Source organism: Saccharopolyspora sp. NPDC002578 (assembly GCF_053592695.1).
The window spans coordinates 24029-46919 of sequence record NZ_JBSFWJ010000022.1 but is presented as its reverse complement, the minus strand read 5'-3'; the positions used below and the strand labels follow the sequence as shown (position 1 = coordinate 46919).

Genomic DNA, 22891 nt, shown 5'->3' with positions numbered 1-22891 from the left:
GCCTGGCAGGACGAGGTGGAAGACGTGACGGTCACGGTGATCGGGGTCGACGGGGCGGAGTTGCCCGCGGGCACCGCCGAAGTGTTGCGGTCGGCGCGGCTCGTGGTGGGCTCGCGCAGACATCTGGACGCGCACGCCCCGCAGGAAGCCCGGTCGCTGGAACTGGAGCAGTGGGGCCGGGCGGTCGGCGCGCTGACCTCGCTGGCCGGGGAGGAGACCGGCGTCGTTCTCGTCGACGGCGACCCCGGATTCTTCGGCGTGCTGCGGGAATTGCGCGAGCGCGGGGTGCGGTGCGCGGTCACGCCCGCCGCTCCGAACGTGGCGCGGCTGATGGCCCGGCTGGGCAGGCCGTGGGACGAGGTGCCGGTCGCGGCGGCCGACGAAGCGGACCTGCCGCGGGTGCTGAACCTGTGCCGGGCGCGCCCGGCGGTGCTGGTGCTCAGCGGGACGGGCGCCGGCCCGGCGCAGCTCGCCTCCGGCCTCGCGGGCTGGCGGCGCACCCTGGTCGTCGGCGAAGACCTCGGCGGCGACGCCGAGAAGATCAGCACCGTCACCCCGGAGGAAGCCGCGCGGCGCACCTGGCGCCCGGACGCGGTGGTGCTGTGCGCGGAGGAACCGAAGGAGATCGGCGCTCGCGGCTGGCTCGCCGGTGGTGCGGTGCTGCCGCCCGCGTCGGGCTGGGCGCTGTCCGAGGACGAGTTCTCGCACCGCGACGGCGACGTCACTCCCTCGGAGGTGCGCGCGGTCGCGCTGGCGGAGCTCGCCGCGCGGCCCGGAACGCTCGTCTGGGACGTCGGCGCGGGCTCCGGTTCGGTCGCGGTGGAGTGCGCGCGGCTGGGCGCCGCGACGATCGCGGTCGAATCGGACCAGGCCCAGGTCGTGCGGCTGATCACCAACGCCGCCGCGCACGGCGTGGACGTGCGGGTCGAGGAGGAGGCCGCGCCGCAGTCGCTGCGGGCGCTGCCGAAACCGGACGCGGTGTTCGTCGGCGGGGGCGGCGGCGACGTCGTCGCCGCGTGCGCGCACGCGGGCGCGGCCCGGATCGTGGTGGAGCTGACGGAGCTGGAGCGGGTCGGCCCCACCCGGGAGGCGCTGCGGGCCGCGGGCTACGAGGTGCGCGGCGTGCAGCTGGCCGCGAGCAGGCTCGTGGAGCTCGCCGACGGCGGTTCGAAGCTGGAGCCCACGGCGCCGGTCGTGCTGGTGTCCGGGCGCCGCAAGGCCGACTCGTGATCGGGTTGTTCCCGCGCTCCCGGCAGGAGCAGCGCACGGCGACCGAACTCGCCGCGCGGTGGGGGCCGGACGCGATGCTCGTCGACGGCGGGCCGGGCCCGGCGCTGCGCCGGATGTGGTCCTCGCTGGACGTGGTGGTGCTGTTCCTGCCGGTCGGGGCGGCGGTGCGGCTGATCGCGCCGCTGCTGCGCGACGAGCGCACCGACCCGGAGGTCGTGTGCGTCGACGAGCGGTTCGCCGTCACCGTCTCCGGTGGCGCGCAGGCCGTGGCGCCGCAGATCGCGGAGGTGCTGGGCCGGACCCCGGTGCTGACCGCGGGCGAGGCGGTGAGCCCGCTGGACGAGCTCGTCGACCACCTCTCGGCCACTGTGGACGGTGATCTCGCCGGGTGTGCCCGGTCGGTCGCCGACGAGGAGCACGTGCGACTGGTCAACCCGCACGGATTCCCGCTGCCCGCGCTGCCGGAGAACGTCTCGGCGCACTGCGACGAGCCGGAGTGGACGGTCGTGGTCGACGACCGGCGGCCCACCGGGGAGCTCGGGGAGCGAACGGTCCGGCTGATCCCGCCGACGCTCGTGGTGGGCGTCGGTGCGGTGCGCGGCGTGTCTCGCACCGCCGTGACCGGGCTGATGTCCCGGCTGGACCGGGAGCACGGGCTCGATCCGCGGGCGATCCGCGCGTTCGCCACGGCGGAGTCGAAGGCCGACGAGCGCGGCATTCTCGACGCCGTGCAGGACCTGGGCTTCTGGCATTCCGCCGACGCCGAGGAGCTGCCGCTGCGGCTGTACCCGGCGGCGGAGCTCGCCGAGGTCGAGGTGCCGAACCCGAGCGCGGAGGTGCTGCGGGAGACGGGCACCGCCAGCGTCGCCGAAGCCGCCGCGCTGCGAGCGGCCGGGGAACTCGCCGCGCCGGACTCCCATGGGGATCGGAACCCGTTGGGGCGCAACGACATCGCGGTCGAGCTGGTGGTGCCGAAGCTCGTCGCGGACGGGGTCACCGTCGCCGCCGCCCGCATCCGCCCGCGCGGGCAGGTCACCGTCGTCGGTCTCGGCCCCGGACCCGCCGACCTGCGGACACCGCGCGCCGAGGCCGAACTCCGCCGCGCCGCCGCCGTCATCGGCGGCGCGCGGGACCTCGACCAGGTTTGCGACCTGCTGCATCCGGGTGCGCGGACGGAGGTCGTCGACTCCGCTGGAGCCGGTGCGCGCGCCGCCGTCGCGCACGCCCGCGACGGCCACGCCACGGCGTTCGTCGGCGCGGGCGACGCCGCGGCCGAGCACGCCGCGGTGCGCGCCGAACCGGGCTCGGCCGACCTGACCATCGCGGCGATCCCCGGAATCCCCGCTCCCACGACGCCCTGACCCGCGTGGCCCAGAGCGGGGTGGGGACAACTCCACCCCGGTTCGGTGGCCAAGTCGACTGTGCGGACGCGCCCGTCTCAGAAGAATGGTGCTCATGAGGGACTGGGCGCGGCGGCGCGGGGCGAGCGCAGGACGAGGGCTGGTGCTGTTCGGGCTGGGGCTGGCGGGGCCGGTGGCGTTCGTCGGTTACGTCCTGTCGATCGTGCTGATCACCGTCGGGGCGTGCGATCCGGGCGAACGGTTGCTGGACCGGTGCCGTGCGGTGGCGGACTCGGCACGCCGCCGCGCGCGGCGGCAGGGGATCGAGGCGGACGTCGACTACCTGCCGGTGCCCCCGGTTCCGCAGCCGGACGCGGAAGGCCGGTACCGGTGGGACAACTACCTGTACCGGTCGCCGCACCTGCCGCACTACGTCCAGCGCACCCACCGGGTGTCCAGCGACCCGGCGACCGCGCGGGACATGAACTGGATGCTGCTGAGCCCGCTCGTCGGCGCCCCGCTCGGACTGCTCGCGGTGCTGATCGGTGAGCCCGCGCTGCGCTGGCACGCCCGGTGGACGGCGAGCCTGCTCGGTCCGCCCCGACCGCCGCGCGCCTGGTGGCGCACGGTCCAGCGTTCCCTGCTCGACTGCTGGCGGCTGGTCGTGCTCGGCCTGCTGTCGGTGCTGAACCTGCTGGGCGCGGCGTGGCTGGTGGGGACGTTCCTGCTGCTGCACGTGCTCGGAGCGCACCGGTTCTGGGCGCGGATCGTCGCGAGCACCACGGCGCTGACCGGGCTCAACCGGACCGTGGCGGCGCGGTGGAGCGGTGTGGAGATACCCGCGCCGCACCGCCCGGACCCGCCCCCGCCGGAGCCGACCGCGGACGGCCTGTACCGCAGCGGTGATCGGCTGACGGAGTCGCCCGGCCCGGCGATCCGGCACGCCCGCTACGTGAACGCGCTGCGCGATCCCGCGACCTGGCGAGATCTGGCCTGGCTGAGCGGCGACCCGGTCGTGACGGCGGCGCTGGTGGTGCCGCCGGCGGCGCTGGCCCTCTGGGCCACGCAGAGCGTGTGGGCGCCGTTCTGGGTGTGGATCATCGAAGCGCTCACCGACCTGGAGTTCCCGGACTCGCCGTGGCAGGACTGGTTCGCCGCGCACCGGATCGTCACCGCCGGGCTCGGCGTGGCGGCCATCGCCGCGGTGCTCGTGCTGGCACCGCTCGCGATGCGGCTGCACGGCTGGTGGGCGCGGTCGCTGCTGGCGCCGACGCGGCGGGCCGAGCTGGCGCGGCGGGTGCGGCGGCTCACCGAGACCCGAGCCGACGCCGTCGACGCCGAAGCCCGCGAACTGGACCGGATCGAACGCGACCTGCACGACGGGCCGCAGGCTCGGCTGGTGGCGCTCGGCCTGAAGCTCGGCGCGATCCGCGTCCTGCTCGACCGGGAGCCGCAGCGCGCGCGGGACATGCTCGACGAGACCGGAGCGGATTCCCGCCGCGTGCTCGACGAACTGCGCGACCTGGTGCGCGGGATCAGGCCACCGGTGCTGGTGGAGCGCGGGCTGGCCGACGCGATCCGGGCGCTGGCGCTCGACGTGGCGGTGCCGGTGGAGATCGCCGGGAGCCTGCCGGGCAGGTGCCCGATGGCCGTCGAATCGGCCGCCTACTTCGCGGTCAGCGAACTGCTCGGCAACGTGCTCAAGCACGCAGAGGCGGACACCGCCCGCGTCGAACTCGGGCACGCGGACGGGGTGCTGCGCATCGCGGTGACCGACGACGGCCGCGGCGGCGCCGACACCGGCTGCGGCACCGGCCTGCGGGGGATCCGCCGCAGGCTCGGCACCTTCGACGGCACGCTCGACCTCAGCAGCCCAGCGGGTGGCCCGACCCGCGCCACGATGGAGATCCCATGCGCGTCGTCCTCGCCGAAGACCTCTTCCTCCTCCGCGACGGCCTGACGACCCTGCTGACCGCGCACGGGTTCGAGGTCGTCGCCGGGGTGGAGACCGGGCCCGAACTGGCGCGCGCGCTCACCGAGCACCGCCCGGACGTGGCGGTCGTCGACGTGCGGCTGCCCCCGACCCACACCGACGAGGGGCTGCAGGCTGCGTTGCGGGCGCGGGCGGAGATCCCCGGCCTGCCGGTGCTGGTGCTGTCCCAGCACGTGGAGCGGCTCTACGCGCGCGAGCTGCTCACCGACGGGGCGGGCGCGGTGGGCTACCTGCTCAAGGACCGCGTGTTCGACGCGGAGCAGTTCGTCGACGCGGTGCGCCGGGTCGCGGCGGGCGGCACCGCGATGGATCCCGAGGTGATCGCGAAGCTGCTGGACCACCGGGCCCGGGACGCGCCGCTGCGGCGGCTCACCGAACGTGAACGCGCCGTGCTGGAGCTGATGGCGCAGGGCCGGTCCAACACGGCCATCGCGCAGCGCCTGCACGTCAGCGAGAGCGCCGTCGGCAAGCACACCGCGAGCATCTTCGCGAAGCTCGACTTGGCGCAGTCCCCCGACGACCACCGGCGAGTGCGGGCCGTGCTGGCCTACCTGGACGCCGAGCGGTGAGGTGTCGTCCGGAGCGCGGTTGCGATCACGCGCCGATGACACCACGCGAGAAGATGACCACGACCTGTGCGCACCGCCCCGCGCGAGTGATCCCGCCGAGCGCCGGGATTCCGCGCGGAATCCGCTCCACCAGCCCCGATACCGGACCGTCCCGCGGCCGCGGCGACCGCCCGCATCCGAGCTCACCGCACCAGGGGTCACACGTCACCCGGGGTGGGCGATTTCGCGAGAAATCGCGGGAGTCACGCCATGAGGTGCACTCGGCGGTGCTGGCGTTCGCCGATGTCGCCCGCCGCCGTGTCGAGCAGCTTGTGGCCCAGTTCGAACAGCGCTCTGGCGAGCGCGATCTCATCCCCGATCTGCGGGACGTCCGGGTCGTCCGGGTGCCGTCGCGCGGTGCCGTGCCCGTGCAGCGCCCGGCCGTCGCCGGTGATCATCCCGACGTCCGCGGTGGTCTTCGCCCCCGCTTCGATGACCTGCATGTCCAATGTGAGCGTCCGGTTCGCGTGCATGGCCGCCTCCCTGGTTCGCCTGCCCCCAGGATGCGCCGCGCGGAATCGCTCGGCAAAGCGGTCCGGGCCGGTGGCGGCGGCGAGTTCGCTGGTGAGAGAGGTCACCGGAGGTTTGACCTTCGTTCGCGGGCGGGTCACGATACTGCGGTCGACCGAGGCGCCCGTCCGGTGGGCCACCGCGGGAGAGGTGCTCGCCCGAGCCGTTCGCAAGGCTGATCCCGGCGACGTCCGTGGCAAGATGGGTCGGCGTTGCGCCCGGTCGGCGACGCCCGTCCGCACCGGCGGATCGCGAGCTCGCGCGACCACCGCCCGGTGCCGTCGCGGCGGGCGCGGTGACCACCACGAGCGCGTGGTGGCGCGGTCGCGCACCCAGGCCTCGGCGATGGCGCCGCGGCGACACCACGATACGAACGACGGACGGCATGACCACGCACTCTTCTGCGCAGAACTCGCCCGGCGAACACCACTACTTCGCGGGACTCGACCTCACGGGGAAGCGGGTGGTGGTCGTCGGTGCGGGCAGCGTCGCGCAGCGGCGGGTGCCCCGGTTGATCAACGCGGGAGCGCGGGTCGAGGTCGTGTCGCCGGAGGCGACCCCGGCGGTCGAGGCGATGGCGGAGGCCGGTGAGCTCACCTGGCACCGCCGCCCGTACGCCGAGGGCGACCTGGACGGCGCCTGGTACGCGGTGGCGTGCGCGACGGGCAGCGAGGTGAACGAGGCCGTCGCGGCGGAGGCGGAACGTTCCCGGGTGTTCTGCGTGCGCGCCGACGACGCCGCGCAGGGCACCGCCGTCACCCCGGCCGTCGCCGAGCACGGCGGGCTGCTGCTGGGCGTGCTGGCCGGTGGCGCGCACCGCCGTTCCGCCGCCGTGCGGGACGCGCTGGTGGCGGCACTGCGCACCGGCGTCGTGGACGAGAGCGCCGAGCGGCCCGCGCCCGGTGTCGCGCTGGTCGGCGGTGGACCGGGCGCCCCGGACCTGATCACGGTGCGCGGCAGGCAGCTGCTGGGCCAGGCCGACGTGGTGATCACCGACCGGCTGGCGCCGCGCGAGCTGCTGGAGGAGCTCGGACCGCACGTGGAGGTGGTGGACGCCTCGAAGATCCCGTACGGCCGCGCCGCCAACCAGGACGTGATCAACGAGCTGCTGGTCGAGCACGCGCGGGCCGGGAAGTTCGTGGTGCGCCTCAAGGGCGGCGACCCGTACGTCTTCGGCCGCGGCTACGAGGAGCTGCTGGCCTGCGTGGACGCCGGGGTCCCCGTGACGACCGTTCCCGGCATCACCAGCGCGTTCTCCGTCCCGTCGGCCGCGGACGTGCCGGTGACGCATCGCGGCGTGGCGCACGAGGTGGTGGTGGTGTCCGGCCACGTCGGGCCGCACGACGAGACCTCGCTGGTGGACTGGCCGGCGCTGGCGCGGCTCAAGGGCACGCTGGTGCTGATGATGGCCGTCAAGCGCATCGGCGAGTTCGCGGCGGTGCTGATCGAGCACGGCCGCGACCCGAAGTCGCCGGTCGCGATCGTGCAGGAAGGCACCATGCGCACCCAGCACGCCGTGCGCAGCACCCTCGCCGAAGCCGCCGACTCGGTCCGCGACAACGACATCAAGCCCCCCGCCGTGATCATCGTCGGCCCGGTCGCGGACCTCACCCCCGAGTCCCGCCGCTGACCGGCTCCGGAAAAGGGCTGCGCCCCATCCGTCCGGGACGGATGGGGCGCGCGGAACCTCTGAGCGCGGCGACCGGCTCAGGCGGCGTCGGGTGAGCCGCCGAAGCGGGTGCGGTAGTTCTCCAGGTCGTCCTCGGTGACCTTGGCGAACAGCACCGGCGGGATGGTGAAGTCCGTGCCCGCCTCGACCAGCGCGAAGGACTTCGCCTCGTCCGGCGACACCCAGCGGCGCGCCGGGTCGTCGGAGGCGAACGCCGCCCGCATGGCCTGCGCCGCGGACGGGATCAGCGGCTCCGACAGCACCGCGTACAGGTAGATCAGGTTCATCGCGGTGCGCAGCGTCAGCGCCGCGGCGTCCTGGTCGGTGCGGATCTCGATCCAGGGCGCCTTCTCCTCCAGGTAGGAGTTGCCCGCGCTCCACAGCGACCGCAGCGCCTGGGCGGCCTTGCGGAACTGCTTGGCCTCCAGGTGCGTCTGGTAGTCCTCGATGAGCCCGCCGATCTCGGCGGCGAGCCGCTGCTCCGGTTCACCGGCGGCGCTCCCGGCGGGGACCTGGTCGCCGAAGCGCTTGCGGCTGAACGACAGCACGCGATTCACGAAGTTGCCCAAGGTGTCCGCGAGGTCCTTGTTCACCACCGAGGCGAACAGCTCCCACGAGAACGAGGCGTCGTCGGACTCGGGCGCGTTCGCGATGAGGAAGTAGCGCCAGTAGTCGGCGGGCAGCAGCTCCAGTGCCTGGTTCGTGAAGATCCCGCGCTGGTCGCTGGTGGAGAACTTCCCGCCGTAGTAGGTGAGCCAGTTGAACGACTGGACGAAGTCGACCATCTTCCACGGCTCGCGGGTGCCGAGCTCGGTGGCCGGGAACATCACCGTGTGGAACGGGACGTTGTCCTTGGCCATGAACTCCGTGTAGGTCACGTCGTCGGCCTCGTACCACCAGGACTTCCAGTCCCGGTCCTGCGGCGCCTGGTCGGCCCACTCCTTGGTGGCGCCGATGTACTCGATGGGCGCGTCGAACCAGACGTAGAAGACCTTGCCCTCGGCGGCCAGCTCGGGCCACGTGTCGGCGGGCACCGGGATGCCCCAGTCCAGGTCGCGGGTGATCGACCGGTCCCGCAGGCCTTCGGTGAGCCACTTGCGGGCGATGGACGACGACAGGTTCGGCCACTCCGCGCTCGCCGAGTCCAGCCAGCGCTCCACCTCGTCGGTGAGCTTCGACTGGGTGAGGAACAGGTGCTTGGTCTCGCGGACCTCCAGCTCGGTGCTGCCGCTGATGGCCGAGCGCGGCTCGATCAGGTCCGTCGGGTCCAGCACGCGCGTGCAGTTCTCGCACTGGTCGCCGCGCGCCTTCTCGTACCCGCAGTGCGGGCAGGTGCCGATGATGTAGCGGTCCGGCAGGAACCGGCCGTCGGCGGCCGAGTACACCTGGCGGATCGACTTCTGCTCGATGAAGCCGTGCTCGTGCAGCTTGCGCGCGAAGTGCTGGGTGATCTCCTTGTTCTGCTCCGACGAGCTGCGCCCGAAGTGGTCGAAGGAGAGCTGGAAGCCGCGGTAGATCTCGGCCTGCACCCGGTGCTGCTGCTCGCAGAACTCCGCCACCGGCAGGCCCGCGTCGGCGGCGGCCAGCTCCGCCGGGGTGCCGTGCTCGTCGGTGGCGCAGATGTAGAGCACCTCGTGCCCGCGCTGGCGCAGGTACCGCGAGTAGACGTCGGCGGGGAGCATGGAGCCGACCATGTTGCCCAGGTGCTTGATGCCGTTGATGTACGGAAGCGCACTGGTGACGAGGTGGCGGGCCATTCTTGGATGCTCCAATACCGGTTCCTGAGCGGACCTTCGCGGCTGGTGTCGCAGGGCGCCGCGCGGTGCTGCGGATGCTCGGCGCGACGTGGCGGCCGACATCGTTGACCAGGCATATGTTACCGGCGCGCGATTGCCCGCCGGGTCCGGCCCTGCCGCGGTCGCGGGGTGGCGGGTGCGGCTGGTCGCGGGTGGGGGGAGGGCCTGCCGGTCACGTCTTCCCTCCCCAGCGCCAGCGCGGGTGCGGCCCGCGGGCGCCGCCCGGAGCGGACGACGCCCGGGGCGTTCAGCTCGCCAGTTCGTCGAGGACGCCGAGCGCCTGCTCCCACGGTTGCGGTGTCGCCACCGCGCCGCGCAGCGCGCGGGCCTGCTTCGGCGGTACGCCGATCGAGAGGGCGCCGAACGCCGAGTCCCCGCGCCGGTAGAGCGCGGCGGCCTTCGGGGCGCCCGGATCGGTCTTGTCCAGCACTCGCAGCTGGACCTGGTCCGCGTCGGCGAGGTCGCCGTAGGCCTGGACCTTGAACCCGTACTGGTCGGACCAGAAGTACGGCACCGGTGCGAACTCCCGGCGGGTGCCGAAGCGCTCCGGGTCCAGTTCGGCGAGCAGGTTCCGCGCCGCCGCCATGCCCTGCTCGGTGGCGTTCATCCGGTGCTCGATCCGCACCGGGCGCCCGAGCACCGGGTGGTGCCAGCGGGCCACGTCGCCGGCGGCGTAGATCCCCGGTGCCGCGGCGCAGTACGAGTCGCAGCCGATCCCGTCGGCGAGGTCGAGCGGCCCGTCCCGCAGCCACTGCACGGCCGGGGTGCAGCCGATCGCGATCAGCACCGCGTCGCCGGTGAGCTCCGAGCCGTCCGCGAGCCGCACGCCGCGGGCCCGTCCGCCGTCGTCGAGCAGCCCGTCCACGAGCTCGCCGAGCCGCAGCCGGACGCCGTGGGCGCGGTGCGCCTCGGCCAGCAGGTCACCGGCCTCGATGCCCACCGCCCGTTCCATCGGGGCCGCCTCGGGAGCGACCACCACGACTTCGTGACCGAGTTCGCGGGCCACGGCGGCGACCTCCACGCCCAGCACGCCCGCTCCGACGATCACCAGCCGCCGTCCCGGGTTCGCGAGCCGGGCGCGCAGCGCCAGCGCGTCGTCGAGGCCGCGCAGCACGTGCGCGCCGTGCGCTGCACCGGGCAGCGCGCGCGCCGCGACCCCGGTCGCGATGATCACGCCGTCGCAGTCCAGCACCTCCTCGCCGAGCAGCACGCGGCGGTTCGGGACGTCGAGCCCGGTCGCGGTGGTGCCCAGCCGCAGATCCAGGTCGAGCCCGGTGAGGGCGTCCGCCGCCCGCAGCCCGGTCCGCTCCGGTTCCCACTTGCCCGCGAGCACCTGCTTGGACAGCGGTGGCCGGTCGTAGGGCTCGTGCGGCTCGTCGCCGATGAGGCTGATCCGGCCGTCCCAGCCCTCGCGGCGCAACGCCTCGGCCGCGGTGAGCCCCGCGGCGGAGGCGCCGACGATCGCGATGCGGCCGGTGGTCATTCGCTGATCTCGATGGCCGCGGTCGGGCACAGCTGCTCCGCCGACCGGCTCGCCTCGTGCAGTTCGGCGGGAGGAGCGGCGTCGAGCAGCACCACCACGCCGTCCTCAGCGCGCTGGTCGAACACGTCCGGTGCCTCCAGCACGCACTGCCCCGCGCCGCAGCACCTGTCCTCGTCGATCGTGATCTTCATGGCTCATCTCTACCCGCCGGACGCGCCCGAGTCACGAGGTGGGACTCGGCTCGCTCCGCCGGCGCCGGGACGTCCGAGGTCACGGGCGTGGTCACCGGTCGTAGCGGCCGGAGGCGATCTCCCGCACGAACGTCGCCCACTGCGCTTCACCGATGGTCAGGTACCCGGCGGTGCGGTTCTTCGTGTCGCGGACGGTGGCGCGATCTCCCAGCCTGCCCACCTCCACGCAGTTGCCGTTGGGGTGGGTGTAGGTCGACGTGCGCCAGTTCGTCGGGGTCATGCTGATCTCTCCAGTTCGCTCGCTGATTCCGTGATCAGATCGATCGTGTCGGCCGGGCTCAGCGCGAGTTCGCGAATTCTGCTCACGGCCTGCCGATATGCCTGGACGTCGTCGTCGTCCGGGACGAAAGCACCGGAACTGTAGTGCTCGAAGTGCACGACCGCGGGCGAATCGGGGAAGTCGTAGAGCACGAACGGGCCCGCCAGTCCCGGATGCCAGCCGACGCGGGGCGGCACGACCTGGATCGTGACGTTGTCGCGTTCCGCGAGTTCCAGCAGGAAGTGCAGCTGGTCCAGCATCACCGGCGGAGTTCCGATCCGATCGGAAAGGCTGTGCTCACCGATCAACGCGGTGAATCGAACCGGATCATCGCGCAGAATGATCTCGCGCCGCCCGGCTCGGACGGTGGCTCGCCGTTCGGTCTCATCTGAGGTGAGCCCGCCCGCTGCCGACACCGCGCGGGAGTAGCCCGCGGTCTGCAGCAGGCCGGGCACGGCCATCGGCGCCCACTCGACGATCGCCGAAGCGGACCGTTCGCATTCCACGGCGCCCGCGAGCTGCTGCGGAATTCCGGGCATTCCCACGGTGAGCCAATTCGGTTCGCTCGCGTGCCGGGCGAGGTCGAGCAGTCGTTGCCGTTCCTTTCCGGTCACGCCTGCCACCGCGAGGAACGAGGCGACGTCCTCCGGTGTCGGAATGCGGCGGCCGGTTTCCCAGTGCGACACGGTTCCGTGGCTCAGGCCGAGCCTTTTGCTCAATTCCCGGCCGCTGATTCCGGAGTTCTCCCTGGTGGATCGAATGGCGGCGGCGAGCGCGCGCGCTCGGGGCGTGACTCGGATGGTGTCTGCGGGCACGGAGCAGATCGTAGCCAGTCCGCTGCGCGCGCTTCGTGACCCGAACGAGCTATTAATCGGCGTCTATTAGACGTCGATCACCTGGGAGGCAGGCAACAGGGAGGTACGCATGGCACGGGTGTTCATGGCTTCGGAACGGGAGTCGTTGTGGCACGCGGTGGAGCTGCGCACCGGTGGTCCGCAGCCGGTGGCCCGGTGCGGGCACGTGATCCGCGGCCGGGTCCACCGCCGCCTCGGCAGGCCGGAGAAGCCGCGCGTGGTGTGCGGCGCGTGCTCCTCGGGGCAGGGACGCCAGCCCGAGGCCGCCACGGAGCTCGTCCGCTTCCCGCGCTGACCGACCGATCACCGGGCCGCGGGCTGGGCGAGGGCGACCAGCGCCGCGCACGCCAGGATGCCGACGGACATGAGCAGGCCGGTGCCGATGCCGCCGCCGTCGGAGAGCACCCCCGCCAGCACCGGACCCGCGCACTGGCCGGCGGCGAACACGGTGGTGAGCGCGCCGATCGCGGCGGCCCACCGGTGCGGCGGCAGCGCGTGGCGCGCGGTGGTGGTCACGGCGGTGACCACGGACAGGAACGAGCAGCCGAACAGCAGCGCGGAGGCGAACTCGGCCACGACGCCGGTGGAGATCAGCGGCAGCGCCGCGCCCACCGCCAGGACCACCAGCAGCACCGCCAGCGCCCGGCCGCCGTGCAACCGCCCCAGCATCGGCCCCCACGCGAAACCGCCCGCGATCGCGGAAGCGCCCAGCACCGACCAGAACACCGAGACCTCCGCGGTGCCCGCCCCGCCCGCTTCCAGGTAGGCGCCGATGAAGGTCATGTACGCGATGTACCCGACGCCGAACAGGCCGTAGGCGATCAAGGTGGCGATGATCGGCTTCGGCGAGAACCGCGCCCCGTCCGGCGACGGCGGCGGCGCCGCGGTCCGCCTGGCCGCCGGGATCACCAGCAGCACCGACAGGGCCGCCAGCGCGCCGAGCACCACCCAGCCCCAGCGCCACGCGTCGTCCGGCGGACCCGCCCGCAGCACCGGTGGCAGCGCCAGGCCGGACAGCAGCACGCCGAGCCCGCCGCCGCTGAAGTAGATGCCGAGCAGCACCGCGGACCGCCCGCCGGGCCTGCCCTGGCTGAAACCGGTGGCGAGCACGCCGCCGAGCACGAAGGCCACCGCGCCCGCGACACCGGTCGCCAGCCGCAGCACGAACAGCACCACGACGTCGCCGGTGAGCGCGGCGGCGAACAGCAGCAGCGCGGTGGCGATCAGGCCGGAGACGAACAGCCGGCGCGGGTTCCAGCGGCGCGCGGCCGGGGCCGCGACGAGCGCGCCCAGCAGGTAGCCGAGCGCGTTCGCGGTGTTCATCAGCCCGGCCGTCGCGAACGACCAGTGCAGCGCACCGCTCATCGACGGCAGCAGCAGCCCGTAGGCGAACCGCCCGAGCCCCTGCGCGGACGACGATCCGAGCGCCAGCCCGAACGCCACCAGCACGTCGATCGCGAACGGCCTCGGGGCGGCGGTGATCGTGGGCGGGGAAAGTTCGCGCTCCTGCGACATGGACGACTCCGTTCCGCTTGTCGCACCCAGCTGACCAGGCAGGGGGCCGCCGGGCCAGGCGACGTGCGGACCGCCACGTTCCGGATCGGACATGGCGGGAGGAGTCGGGTGCGGCTGCGCGGCTCCGGGCACCGGGCCGCGTTCGCGGTGGGCTGTGACGAGGAACTCCGTGCCATGCCGGGGAAGCGGGCCTCGGGCGAAGGGCCGGGCGGGTGTTCTCCGCGGCGCGGGAATGGGGGAGACTCTTCTCCTTCCCGGCTTCAACGTATAGCGCACCGGGGTACTTGCGGCAAGCCCCCCGTGCTGCCGCAGAATCGCTCATCGAAGCCGAGCGCTGGGGAAATGGGACGAGCGTGCGACGTCCCGCGGTGCTGCCGGGGACTCGGGGGAACGTCGCCGGAAGGCCGAGGAAGATCGTCGAACCGGGGCGCCGCGCCCGGCGGACCGAAATGGACGGCCCACCGGAACCGGCCAGTCGCGATGAGGAGAACGTGTCAACTCAGGGGTACGAAGAAGAACTGCGGTCCGAGCGTGGCTACGTGGCCGATCTCTACGCGCGGCTCGACGCGGAACGGGCGCGGGTGAAGGGCGAGTTCGACGCGGCGTTGCTGGGCAACGGCGGGACGGCCGTGGAGCGCGACGTCGAGGTGCGCACGCGGGCCAAGGAGATGAAGCGGCTGGACGTGGCCGACAACGGGTTGTGCTTCGGCCGGTTGGACTCGTTGTCCGGTGAGCGTTCCTACATCGGCCGGATCGGCATCTTCGACGAGGACGACGAGTACGAGCCGCTGCTGCTGGACTGGCGGGCGCCCGCGTCGCGCCCGTTCTACGTCGCGACCGGGGCCACGCCGGAGAACATGCGCAGGCGGCGCCAGTTCCACGCGCGCGGGCGGCGGATCGTCGAGTTCACCGACGAGGTGCTCGGCCGCCCGTCCGGCGAGGAGCGCGGCGACGCGGCGCTGCTCGCGGCGGTCAACGCGCCGCGCGGAGCGGGGATGCGCGACATCGTCGCGACGATCCAGGGCGAGCAGGACGAGATCATCCGCCTCGACCACTCCGGCGTGCTGGTGATCGAGGGCGGTCCGGGCACCGGGAAAACGGTGGTGGCGTTGCACCGCGTCGCCTACCTGCTCTACACGCAGCGGGAGCGGATGGAACGCCACGGCGTGCTCGTGGTGGGCCCCAACCCGGAGTTCCTGACCTACATCGGCCGCGTGCTGCCGTCGCTGGGCGAGTCCGACGTGGTGTTCATGACGGCGGGCGACCTCCTGCCCGGCCTGCGCGTGACGGCCGAGGACGTGCCGGAAGTGGTGCGGCGCAAGGGATCGCTGGCGATGCTGGACGTGCTCGCCGCGGCGGTCGCCGCGCGCCAGCGGGTGCCGGAGGAGCCGCTGCCGGTGCAGCTGGGCGGGACCGCGCAGCGGATCACCGCCGACGTCGCCGAGTGGGCGCGGGAGGAGGCCCGGTCGTCCGGGCTCCCGCACAACGAGGCCCGCGCGGTCTTCGCCGAGATCATCACCTACGTGCTCACCGAGCGGGCGCTGTCCCGGATCGCGCGCGGCTGGCCGGGTGGCGACGACCGGGTGACGCGGGAGCGGTTGAAGGCGGAGCTGCTGGCGGAACTGGCCGGTGACGAGGCGTTCACCGCCGCGCTCGACGAGCTGTGGCCGGTGCTGACGCCGGAGGACGTCCTCGCCGGGCTGTACTCCAGCCCGGAGCGCCTGCGCGCGGCGGGCGCCGACCCGTCGCTGCTGCGCGCCGACGGCGCCGCGTGGACGGTGTCGGACGTGCCGCTGCTCGACGAGCTCGTCGACCTGCTCGGCAGGGACAAGGCCGCCGAGGAGCGCGCCGCGCGCGCCGCCGAGCGGGAACGCGCCGCCGAAGCCGAGTACGCGTCGGACGTGATGGACCAGCTCACCGGCCGCCAGGACTCGATGGACGACGAGGACCACCTCTACGCCACCGACCTGCTGGGCGCCGCGGACCTCGCGAACCGCTTCGTCGAGCACGACACCCGCGACCTCGCCGAACGCGCCGCAGCGGACCGGGAGTGGACGTACCGGCACGTCGTCGTCGACGAAGCGCAGGAACTGTCCGAAATGGACTGGCGGGTGCTGATGCGGCGCTGCCCGAGCCGGTCCTTCACGGTCGTCGGCGACCTGGCGCAACGCCGCTCGGAGGCCGGGGCGACGTCGTGGGGCGCGATGCTGGAGCCGTACGTGCCCGGCCGCTGGGCCTACCGGTCGCTCACGGTGAACTACCGCACCCCGGCGGAGATCATGAACGTCGCCGCGGCGCTGCTCGCCGAGTTCGCCCCCGACGGCAAGCCGCCGGAGTCGGTCCGCTCGTGCGGCGTCGAGCCGTGGTCCAGGAAGGTCACCGCGGACGAACTTCCCGCCGTCGTCGAGGAATTCGTGCGGGACGAGGCGGGTCGCGACGGCACCAGCGTCGTGATCGGGCCGCCGGAGGTGCCGGGCGCGGTCCCGGCGGCGGACACGAAGGGCCTGGAGTACGACGCGGTCCTCGTCGTGGACCCGGAGCGCATCCTCGCCGACGGCCCGCGCGGCGCAGCGGAGCTCTACGTCGCCCTCACCCGAGCCACCCAACGCCTCGGCGTCCTGCACACGGGCTCGCTGCCCCCGGCGCTGTCGGGCCTCGCGGAACGGGACGGCTCGGCGTAGGGCCGTGACACTGGGAGTGAACGGACCGTTCGTCCAATCCCGTTGGACGAACGATCCGTTCACCTCACCCGGCGACCTGAGCCTCAGGTGTCGAAGCCGCCGCTCCTGATCGACCGGATGAAGTCGGCGAACCTCGCCGCACCCAGCACGAGCACATCGCCCTGCGGGTCTTTGCTGTCCCGGATGGCGGAGAACTCCGGCAAGTTCGTCGCGACCTTAACGCACTGGCCATGTGCCGAGCTGTGGCTGGACTTGCGCCACAGAGCCTGCCTGAGATCCATCTCCGCTCCCTTTCAGATCACGGTCTGCGCTGCGAGATCAAGCGTGCGCTGTCCCGCTCCGACAGCGCTCGCGCGCTGAGCTCCTCGAAAATCGTAGCGAGCGATCGCACTGCTTCGTGATCATCCACGAGATGGCCGCCGACGTTGTACTCCTTGTAGCCGGTTTCCGGCCACGTATCCGGCGGAAAGTCCAGGAGCACGAATCCACCTGCCATGCCTTGGTGAATGCCCGCGTCCATCGGCACGACACGGATCGACACGTTCGGTCGCTTCCCGATGTCGAGCAGGTGCCCGAGCTGTTCCCCGGCGAGATCTCGCTCTGCCGCGCACCGCAGGATCGCGGCCTCGGACATGAGCGCCACCAACTCCAGCGGATCTTCCTCCGTCGTCAGCCGATCCTGCCTGCGCCTGCGTGCCCCGACCCGCCTCTCCAGTTCGGTTTCGGACGCGCTCGGATCGCCGACGGAGACGACCCGCCGGGCGTACGCCTCGGTTTGCAGCAGGCCTGGGATCAACTCACCTTCCCAGTTGCGCGCCCGCGTCGCGTCCGCCTCCAGGGTGACGTACCCGGCGAGCCACTTCGGCAGCCGGTAGGTCTGCCACCAGCCCGCTTTCCGCGCTCCCGCCCGGGTTTCCAGCAGTGCCTCGCGATCCTGCTCGGCCACCCCGTACAGCGAGCACATCACGATCAGGTCCGGGCGGGACGGCAGGTTCCGGCCGCTCTCCAGGTGGCGTACCCGGTCGGCGGTGCAGCCGAGCTCGGCGGCGACATCCGCCCGCGTCACGCCCGCACCTTCTCGCCACTGTTCGAGGCTCTTGCCCAACATCAACCGTCGCAAAGTCACGAGATCAACCCTAGGGGCGGTTTCCGTCCGAATGGATCACCCGATCGTTTAGTACCCGTACCCACTGGGCTCTGGGAGAGTACGAGTACTGGATCAACATCGATCAAGAGGAGGCCATTATGCGCGAGCAGCGTGCGGTCGAGAACGACACCTACGTGTGCCTGTCAGAGCGCGTCAGGATCACGCACGAGGCCGAATCGGATCGGTCCGTCCAACTCGATTTCCGGGGCAGCGGCGACGGATTGACCCTGAACTTCACCGAAAAGGCCTTCGCCGAGCTCACCAGCGCGGTCGGCCGCGCCAACGCCGAACTCCTCGGCACCACCACTCCGAAATGAGCGAACGGACCGTTCGTCCAACGGGATTGGACGAACGGTCCGTTCACTCACTTTGTGTCGGTGCTCGCCTACATGATCGGCCTGGACGGCGACGGGACCGGGGGCGCGGATGTCCGTGGAAGAAGTCGACCGCAGGCTCACGGCAGTGCTCGGCAGGCTCGACGAGGCGACCGAGCAGATCACGGCCGCGGGCATGGCGTCGGCGGAGAGCCGCGACGCGCTCACGCACGCGCTTGCTGGTGCGTCCGCGCCGGATGCGCTCGACGCGGTCAGGTCGCAGGAGATGACGGTCGATCAGCTGGCCGAGGTGCGTGCCACCGTGCGGGCGGTCCGGAAGCGGGTCACCGCCTACCTGTCGCGGCTCGGTGCGAGTTCGGGTCCGGCCGCCGCTCGCACGCCGGAGCCCACGGCCGTGCCGAAGCGGTCGCCGAACGCCGTCGGCGTCGACGGCTCCGAGTACCCGCCGGAAGCAGCGTGGGCGGTGCCGGAGCTTCCGCCGCGAGTGCGGGGCTTTCCGGACCGGACCGTCGGCAAGCTGAAGATCGGAGACCGACCGATTCCCGGTGAGTTTCGTTCCGGTCAGACGGACGTATGGGTCGGAGAAGCGGAGCAGCGGATCAAGGCGCTCGGTATCCGGGCGCCCCGCTACCTGGCCTTTCACGTCGAGCTACGCGCCGCTGCGATGATGATCCGGAGCGGACTGAAGTCGACAGAGTTGCTGATCAATCACGTTCCGTGTGGGTACCAGAATCGGCCGCCAGGCTGTCATCAGGTGCTCGAGTCCTTCCTCCCGGAAGGCTTTCGGATGACCGTGTCCGGGACGGACCGCAACGGACGCCCCTACCGGCGCACATACCATGGGAAGGCGACGCAATGACGTTCACGATGGAGCTCGACGACGGAACGCCGCTCGACGCCACCGACGTACGGGCGACGTTGAACGAGCAGCGCACCACGGACCATGTCGTCGTCTACCTCGTCCACCCCGACGGCGCGGAACTCGTCGTCGGGTTCCGCGCCGGGCGGGGCGTGTGCTTGTGGGACCTGTACGGCGACGCCGAGGTGACCAGCGGCGGGACGAACGGCGAACCGGTCGTCTACGGGGCGACGGAGATTCCGGTTCCAGCGGGTGCGGAGATCGACGCGGCGAGCGTGATCGACGCGGCAGACGAGTTCGCCAGGACGGGTGCCCGGCCGACGGTGGTCGAGTGGCAGCCCTACGGCGCGAGCGCATTCCCCGTCGAGGAAACGATCTCGCCGGAGGCGCTGCACGCGTTGCTCAACGACGGTGACGCCGAGAGATAACCGGTGTCGTCGAACCGGAGCGCATCCTCGCCGACGGCCCGCGCGGCGCGGCGGAGCTCTACGTCGCCCTCACCCGAGCCACCCAACGCCTCGGCGTCCTGCACACGGGCTCGTTGCCTCCGGCGTTGGCAGGCCTCGCCGAGCGGGACGGTTCGGGGTAAGCGGTGAACGGCCCGGTCGTCCAAGCGGATCGGACGACCGGGCCGTTCACTTGAAACCGCTCAGCCCTTCGCCGGGCCGTCCTCCAGGTCGCCTTCGGCCTGGAGGTAGACCTCGTGCAGGGCGGCGAGGGTGTCCGGGTTCGGGGACTCCCACATGTTCCGGTTCGCCGCCTCCAGGAGCCGCTCGGTGATGCCGTGCAGCGCCCACGGGTTGGACTCGGTGAGGAACTTCTGGTTCTCCTCGTCGAGCACGTAGGTCTCGGCGAGCTTCTCGTACATCCAGTCGCCCACCACGCCCGTCGTGGCGTCGTAGCCGAACAGGTAGTCCACCGTGGCCGCCAGCTCGAACGCGCCCTTGTAGCCGTGGCGGCGCATCGCCTCCAGCCAGCGCGGGTTGACCACGCGGGCGCGGAACACTCGCGAGGTCTCCTCGGTCAGCGACCGCGTCCGGATGGCGTCCGGGCGGCTGCTGTCGCCGATGTAGGCCGCCGGCGCCTTGCCGGTCAGCGCGCGGACCGTGGCGATCATGCCGCCGTGGTACTGGAAGTAGTCGTCGGAATCGGCGATGTCGTGCTCGCGGGTGTCGACGTTCTTCGCCGCCACCGAGATGCGCTTGTAGGCGGACTCCATGTCGCCGCGCGCCTCCGTGCCCTCCAGGCCGCGGCCGTAGGCGAAACCGCCCCACACCGCGTACACCTCGGCCAGGTCGGTGTCGTCGCGCCAGTTCTTGCTGTCCATCAGCGGCAGCAGACCGGCACCGTAGGCACCGGGCTTCGAACCGAAGATGCGCGTCGTGGCGCGGCGCTCGTCGCCGTGCTCGGCCAGATCCGCCTGGGCGTGGGCGCGCACGAAGTTCTGCTCGTCCGGCTCGTCGAGCGCGGCGACCTTGCGGACCGCGTCGTCGAGCAGCGTCACCACGTGCGGGAACGCGTCGCGGAAGAAACCGCTGATGCGCACCGTCACGTCCACGCGCGGACGCCCCAGCTCGTCGAGCGGGATCACTTCGAGGCCGTTGACGCGCCGCGACGCCTCGTCCCACGTGGGCCGCACGCCCATCAGCGCCAGGACTTCCGCGATGTCGTCACCGGAGGTGCGCATCGCCGAGGTGCCCCACACCGACAGGCCCACCGAACGCGGGTACTCGCCGGTGTCGGCGAGGTAGCGCTCGATCAGCGAATCCGCGATGGCGTGCCCCGTCTCCCAGGCGAGCCTGCTCGGCACCGCCTTCGGGTCCACCGAGTAGAAGTTGCGGCCCGTCGGCAGCACGTTGATCAGGCCGCGCAGCGGGGAACCGCTCGGCCCGGCGGGGACGTAGCCGCCTTCGAGGGCGTGCAGCGTCGCACCCATCTCGTCGGTCGTGGCGTCCAGGCGCGGCACCACCTCCGCGACCGCGAACTCCAGCACCCGCACCACGTCGTCCGGGGCGTCGCCCAGCACCGAACGGCACACCTCGACGACGGCGCCGAGCTCCCAGCCGTGCTCCTCCATGCCGGAGACGAGGGCGTGCGCGGAGGTCTCCACGTCGTCCACGGTGCCGCGCGCGACGCTGCCGTCCTCCAACATGCCCAGCGCCTCGCGCAGGCCGGGCAGCGCGCCGCTCTGGCCGCCCCACACCTGCCGGGCGCGCAGCATCGCCAGCACCAGGTTCACCCGCGCCTCGCCCTTCGGGGCGGCGCCCAGCACGTGCAGGCCGTCGCGGATCTGCGCGTCCTTGATCTCGCAGAGCCAGCCGTCGACGTGCAGCAGCATGTCGTCGAACTCGGCCTCGTGCGGGCGCTCGTCCAGCCCGAGGTCGTGGTCCAACTTCGCGGCCTGCATCAACGTCCAGATCTGGCTGCGGATCGCGGGCAGCTTCGCCGGGTCCATCGCCGAGATCTGCGCGTGCTCGTCGAGCAGCTGCTCCAGCTTCGCGATGTCGCCGTAGCTCTCCGCCCGCGCCATCGGCGGCACCAGGTGGTCCACCAGCGTCGCGTGCACCCGGCGCTTCGCCTGGGTGCCCTCGCCGGGGTCGTTGACCAGGAACGGGTAGATCAGCGGCAGGTCCGCCAGCGCCGCGTCCGGCGCGCAGGACGCCGACATGCCCGCCGTCTTGCCGGGCAGCCACTCCAGGTTGCCGTGCTTGCCCAGGTGCACCATGGCGTGCGCGCCGAACTCGTCGGTCAGCCAGCGGTAGGCGGCCAGGTAGTGGTGACTCGGCGGCAGGTCCGGGTCGTGGTAGATCGCGATCGGGTTCTCCCCGAAGCCGCGCGGCGGCTGCACCATGATCACCACGTTGCCGGCGCGCAGCGCGGCCAGCACGATCTCGCCGTCCGGGTCGTGCGAGCGGTCCACGAACTGCTCGCCGGGCGGCGGGCCCCAGTGACCCTCGATGCTCTCGCGCAGGTCGTCGGGCAGCGTCGCGAACCAGTCGGCGTAGCGCTTCGCGGGGATGCGCACCGGGTTGCCGGACAGCTGCTCCTCGGTGAGCCAATCCGGGTCCTGGCCACCGGCGGCGATCAGCGCGTGCACCAGCGCGTCGCCGTCCTGCGCGGCCACGCCGGGCAGCGCGTCCGGACCGTCCTCCGGGCCGATGTCGTAACCGGCTTCGCGCAGCCGCTGCAGCAGGCCCACCGCGCTCGCCGGGGTGTCCAGGCCGACCGCGTTGCCGATGCGGGAGTGCTTCGTCGGGTACGCCGAGAGCATCAGCACCAGGCGCTTGTCCTTCGGCTCCACGTACCGCAGCCGGGCGTGCTTCACGGCGATGCCCGCGACGCGCGCCGCGCGCTCCGGGTCCGCCACGTACACCGGCAGGCCCTCCGAGTCGTTCTCCTTGAACGAGAACGGCACCGTGATCAGCCGACCGTCGAACTCGGGCACCGCGACCTGCGTGGCCATGTCCAGCGGGGACAGGCCCTCGTCGTTGTCCTGCCACGCTTCGCGGCTGGAGGTCAGCGTCAAGCCCTGCAGGATCGGCACGTCCAGGTCGGCGAGCGCGCCCACGTCCCACGCTTCGTCGTCCCCACCGGCCGAGGCCGTCGCGGGCTTCGTACCGCCCGCCGCGAGCACCGTCACGATCAGCGCGTCGGCCTGGCGCAACGTGTCCAGCAGGCCCGGTTCCGGGGCGCGCAGCGACGCGCAGAACACCGGCATCGCCCGGCCGCCCGCGTCCTCGATGGCGTCGGAGAGGGCGTGCGCGAACGCGGTGTTGCCCGCCATGTGGTGCGCCCGGTAGTAGAGCACCGCCACCTTCGGGCCCTCGGCGTTGCGCGGCTCGCGCTCCAACAAGCCCCACTTCGGCGTCTCCACCGGCGGCTCGAAGCCGTGGCCGGTGAGCAGGACCGTGTCGGACAGGAAGTTGAACAGCTGCGTCAGGTTCTCCGGGCCGCCCTGCGCGAGGTAGGCGTGGGCCTGCGCGCACACGCCGCCGGGAACGGTGGAGCACTCCATCAGCTCCGCGTCCGGGGCCTGCTCACCGCCGAGCACCACCACCGGGCGCGGGCCCGCGAGCAGCGCGTCGAGGCCCTCCTCCCAGGCGCGGCGGCCGCCGAGCAGCCGCACGATCACCAGGTCGGCGCCCTCCAGCAGCGGCGGCAGGTCGTCCACGCCGAGCCGGGCCGGGTTGCCGAGGCGGAAGTCCGCACCGCTGGCGCGTGCGCTGAGCAGATCGGTGTCCGATGTGGACAGCAGCAGGATCATGCGGCACGCTCCCGGCTGAGCAGGGACGCGGGCATGCGGACAGGACGCATGGTCAACCTTCCTCGGGGTCCTCGCCCCGGAGTCGTCGGCACCCGGT

At 72.5% G+C, this 22891-nt stretch carries 20 protein-coding genes; 10 read left to right on the top strand and 10 right to left on the bottom strand.

All coding sequences use genetic code 11. The features are described 5' to 3' along the window. Positions 1-24: 24 nt before the first annotated feature. The 4 genes from ACWD38_RS13510 to ACWD38_RS13495 all read left to right on the top strand — a co-directional run bounded on the left by ACWD38_RS13510 (position 25) and on the right by ACWD38_RS13495 (position 5132). Complete coding sequence (locus ACWD38_RS13510) at positions 25-1230, top strand: bifunctional cobalt-precorrin-7 (C(5))-methyltransferase/cobalt-precorrin-6B (C(15))-methyltransferase (protein ID WP_450124150.1); 1206 nt, start codon at positions 25-27, stop codon at positions 1228-1230. Then, positions 1227-2591 (top strand): cobalamin biosynthesis protein, encoded by a 1365-nt coding sequence (locus tag ACWD38_RS13505; RefSeq protein WP_450124149.1) that lies wholly within the window; start codon positions 1227-1229, stop codon positions 2589-2591. Before ACWD38_RS13510 ends, ACWD38_RS13505 begins: the two co-directional genes overlap by 4 nt. Before the next feature lie 94 nt (positions 2592-2685). Then, positions 2686-4530: a sensor histidine kinase gene (locus ACWD38_RS13500; protein ID WP_450124148.1), complete on the top strand. Its 1845-nt coding sequence runs from the start codon at positions 2686-2688 to the stop codon at positions 4528-4530. Beyond that, positions 4482-5132, top strand: a complete 651-nt coding sequence (locus ACWD38_RS13495) for a response regulator transcription factor (protein WP_450124147.1) — start codon at positions 4482-4484, stop codon at positions 5130-5132. Before ACWD38_RS13500 ends, ACWD38_RS13495 begins: the two co-directional genes overlap by 49 nt. Positions 5133-5374: 242 nt before the next feature. On the opposite strand, the gene ACWD38_RS13490 is transcribed toward ACWD38_RS13495, so the two are convergent. Further along, entirely contained in the window at positions 5375-5644 is a 270-nt protein-coding gene (locus ACWD38_RS13490; RefSeq protein WP_184481592.1) for a DUF1876 domain-containing protein, read from the bottom strand. A 422-nt stretch (positions 5645-6066) separates the two neighbouring features. Between ACWD38_RS13490 and cobA the strand changes: the two genes are divergently transcribed. Continuing rightward, a complete protein-coding gene (gene cobA, locus ACWD38_RS13485) occupies positions 6067-7311 on the top strand; it encodes a uroporphyrinogen-III C-methyltransferase (protein ID WP_184481590.1) in 1245 nt (414 codons plus the stop codon). 77 nt (positions 7312-7388) lie between these two features. Here cobA and metG read toward each other — a convergent pair whose 3' ends face one another. The 5 genes from metG to ACWD38_RS13460 form a co-directional block, all read right to left on the bottom strand. Continuing rightward, positions 7389-9107 (bottom strand): methionine--tRNA ligase, encoded by a 1719-nt coding sequence (gene metG / locus ACWD38_RS13480; RefSeq protein ID WP_450124146.1) that lies wholly within the window; start codon positions 9105-9107, stop codon positions 7389-7391. Positions 9108-9393: 286 nt separating this feature from the next. Beyond that, positions 9394-10629 carry an NAD(P)/FAD-dependent oxidoreductase gene (locus ACWD38_RS13475; protein WP_450124145.1) on the bottom strand — a complete coding sequence of 412 codons (1236 nt, stop codon included), beginning with the start codon at positions 10627-10629 and terminating at the stop codon, positions 9394-9396. Next, positions 10626-10820 carry a ferredoxin gene (locus ACWD38_RS13470; RefSeq protein ID WP_184481584.1) on the bottom strand — a complete coding sequence of 65 codons (195 nt, stop codon included), beginning with the start codon at positions 10818-10820 and terminating at the stop codon, positions 10626-10628. Before ACWD38_RS13470 ends, ACWD38_RS13475 begins: the two co-directional genes overlap by 4 nt. A gap of 91 nt (positions 10821-10911) precedes the next feature. After that, positions 10912-11100 carry a DUF397 domain-containing protein gene (locus tag ACWD38_RS13465; protein ID WP_184481582.1) on the bottom strand — a complete coding sequence of 63 codons (189 nt, stop codon included), beginning with the start codon at positions 11098-11100 and terminating at the stop codon, positions 10912-10914. Beyond that, on the bottom strand, positions 11097-11954 hold the full coding sequence (locus tag ACWD38_RS13460) for a Scr1 family TA system antitoxin-like transcriptional regulator (protein WP_184481580.1): 858 nt from the start codon (positions 11952-11954) through the stop codon (positions 11097-11099). The genes ACWD38_RS13465 and ACWD38_RS13460 overlap by 4 nt, the downstream gene beginning before the upstream one ends. A gap of 109 nt (positions 11955-12063) precedes the next feature. On the opposite strand from ACWD38_RS13460, the gene ACWD38_RS13455 reads away from it, so the two are divergent. Then, the gene (locus ACWD38_RS13455; protein ID WP_184481578.1) at positions 12064-12288 is read left to right on the top strand and encodes a hypothetical protein; all 225 of its coding nucleotides are present in this window, start codon (positions 12064-12066) and stop codon (positions 12286-12288) included. 8 nt (positions 12289-12296) lie between these two features. Here the strand turns inward: ACWD38_RS13455 and ACWD38_RS13450 are convergent, their stop codons facing one another. Further along, positions 12297-13508 carry a YbfB/YjiJ family MFS transporter gene (locus tag ACWD38_RS13450; protein ID WP_184481576.1) on the bottom strand — a complete coding sequence of 404 codons (1212 nt, stop codon included), beginning with the start codon at positions 13506-13508 and terminating at the stop codon, positions 12297-12299. A 491-nt stretch (positions 13509-13999) separates the two neighbouring features. Here ACWD38_RS13450 and helR point away from each other — a divergent pair, with 491 nt between their 5' ends. Beyond that, on the top strand, positions 14000-16189 hold the full coding sequence (gene helR, locus ACWD38_RS13445) for an RNA polymerase recycling motor ATPase HelR (protein WP_450124144.1): 2190 nt from the start codon (positions 14000-14002) through the stop codon (positions 16187-16189). A gap of 83 nt (positions 16190-16272) precedes the next feature. On the opposite strand, the gene ACWD38_RS13440 is transcribed toward helR, so the two are convergent. Further along, positions 16273-16470 carry a DUF397 domain-containing protein gene (locus ACWD38_RS13440; protein WP_450124143.1) on the bottom strand — a complete coding sequence of 66 codons (198 nt, stop codon included), beginning with the start codon at positions 16468-16470 and terminating at the stop codon, positions 16273-16275. Positions 16471-16487: 17 nt separating this feature from the next. Next, on the bottom strand, positions 16488-17315 hold the full coding sequence (locus tag ACWD38_RS13435) for a helix-turn-helix domain-containing protein (protein WP_450124142.1): 828 nt from the start codon (positions 17313-17315) through the stop codon (positions 16488-16490). 119 nt (positions 17316-17434) lie between these two features. On the opposite strand from ACWD38_RS13435, the gene ACWD38_RS13430 reads away from it, so the two are divergent. From ACWD38_RS13430 to ACWD38_RS13420, 3 genes are all read left to right on the top strand, one after another. Continuing rightward, a complete protein-coding gene (locus ACWD38_RS13430) occupies positions 17435-17653 on the top strand; it encodes a hypothetical protein (RefSeq protein ID WP_450124141.1) in 219 nt (72 codons plus the stop codon). Between the two features lie 115 nt (positions 17654-17768). Further along, positions 17769-18530, top strand: coding sequence for a DddA-like double-stranded DNA deaminase toxin (locus tag ACWD38_RS13425; RefSeq protein ID WP_450124140.1), 762 nt, complete (start codon positions 17769-17771; stop codon positions 18528-18530). Continuing rightward, the gene (locus ACWD38_RS13420) at positions 18527-18958 is read left to right on the top strand and encodes an Imm1 family immunity protein (protein WP_450124139.1); all 432 of its coding nucleotides are present in this window, start codon (positions 18527-18529) and stop codon (positions 18956-18958) included. Before ACWD38_RS13425 ends, ACWD38_RS13420 begins: the two co-directional genes overlap by 4 nt. A 221-nt stretch (positions 18959-19179) precedes the next feature. Here the strand turns inward: ACWD38_RS13420 and cobN are convergent, their stop codons facing one another. Beyond that, positions 19180-22794 carry a cobaltochelatase subunit CobN gene (gene cobN, locus ACWD38_RS13415; protein WP_450124138.1) on the bottom strand — a complete coding sequence of 1205 codons (3615 nt, stop codon included), beginning with the start codon at positions 22792-22794 and terminating at the stop codon, positions 19180-19182. Positions 22795-22891: the final 97 nt, after the last annotated feature.

Coding starts and splice junctions, on each gene's coding strand:
- ACWD38_RS13500 (WP_450124148.1), top strand. CDS start 2,686: ATGAGGGACTGGGCGCGGCGGCGCGGGGCGAGCGCAGGACGAGGGCTG.
- ACWD38_RS13495 (WP_450124147.1), top strand. CDS start 4,482: ATGCGCGTCGTCCTCGCCGAAGACCTCTTCCTCCTCCGCGACGGCCTG.
- ACWD38_RS13490 (WP_184481592.1), bottom strand. CDS start 5,644: ATGCACGCGAACCGGACGCTCACATTGGACATGCAGGTCATCGAAGCG.
- cobA (WP_184481590.1), top strand. CDS start 6,067: ATGACCACGCACTCTTCTGCGCAGAACTCGCCCGGCGAACACCACTAC.
- metG (WP_450124146.1), bottom strand. CDS start 9,107: ATGGCCCGCCACCTCGTCACCAGTGCGCTTCCGTACATCAACGGCATC.
- ACWD38_RS13475 (WP_450124145.1), bottom strand. CDS start 10,629: ATGACCACCGGCCGCATCGCGATCGTCGGCGCCTCCGCCGCGGGGCTC.
- ACWD38_RS13470 (WP_184481584.1), bottom strand. CDS start 10,820: ATGAAGATCACGATCGACGAGGACAGGTGCTGCGGCGCGGGGCAGTGC.
- ACWD38_RS13465 (WP_184481582.1), bottom strand. CDS start 11,100: ATGACCCCGACGAACTGGCGCACGTCGACCTACACCCACCCCAACGGC.
- ACWD38_RS13455 (WP_184481578.1), top strand. CDS start 12,064: ATGGCACGGGTGTTCATGGCTTCGGAACGGGAGTCGTTGTGGCACGCG.
- ACWD38_RS13450 (WP_184481576.1), bottom strand. CDS start 13,508: ATGTCGCAGGAGCGCGAACTTTCCCCGCCCACGATCACCGCCGCCCCG.
- ACWD38_RS13440 (WP_450124143.1), bottom strand. CDS start 16,470: ATGGATCTCAGGCAGGCTCTGTGGCGCAAGTCCAGCCACAGCTCGGCA.
- ACWD38_RS13430 (WP_450124141.1), top strand. CDS start 17,435: ATGCGCGAGCAGCGTGCGGTCGAGAACGACACCTACGTGTGCCTGTCA.
- ACWD38_RS13420 (WP_450124139.1), top strand. CDS start 18,527: ATGACGTTCACGATGGAGCTCGACGACGGAACGCCGCTCGACGCCACC.
- cobN (WP_450124138.1), bottom strand. CDS start 22,794: ATGATCCTGCTGCTGTCCACATCGGACACCGATCTGCTCAGCGCACGC.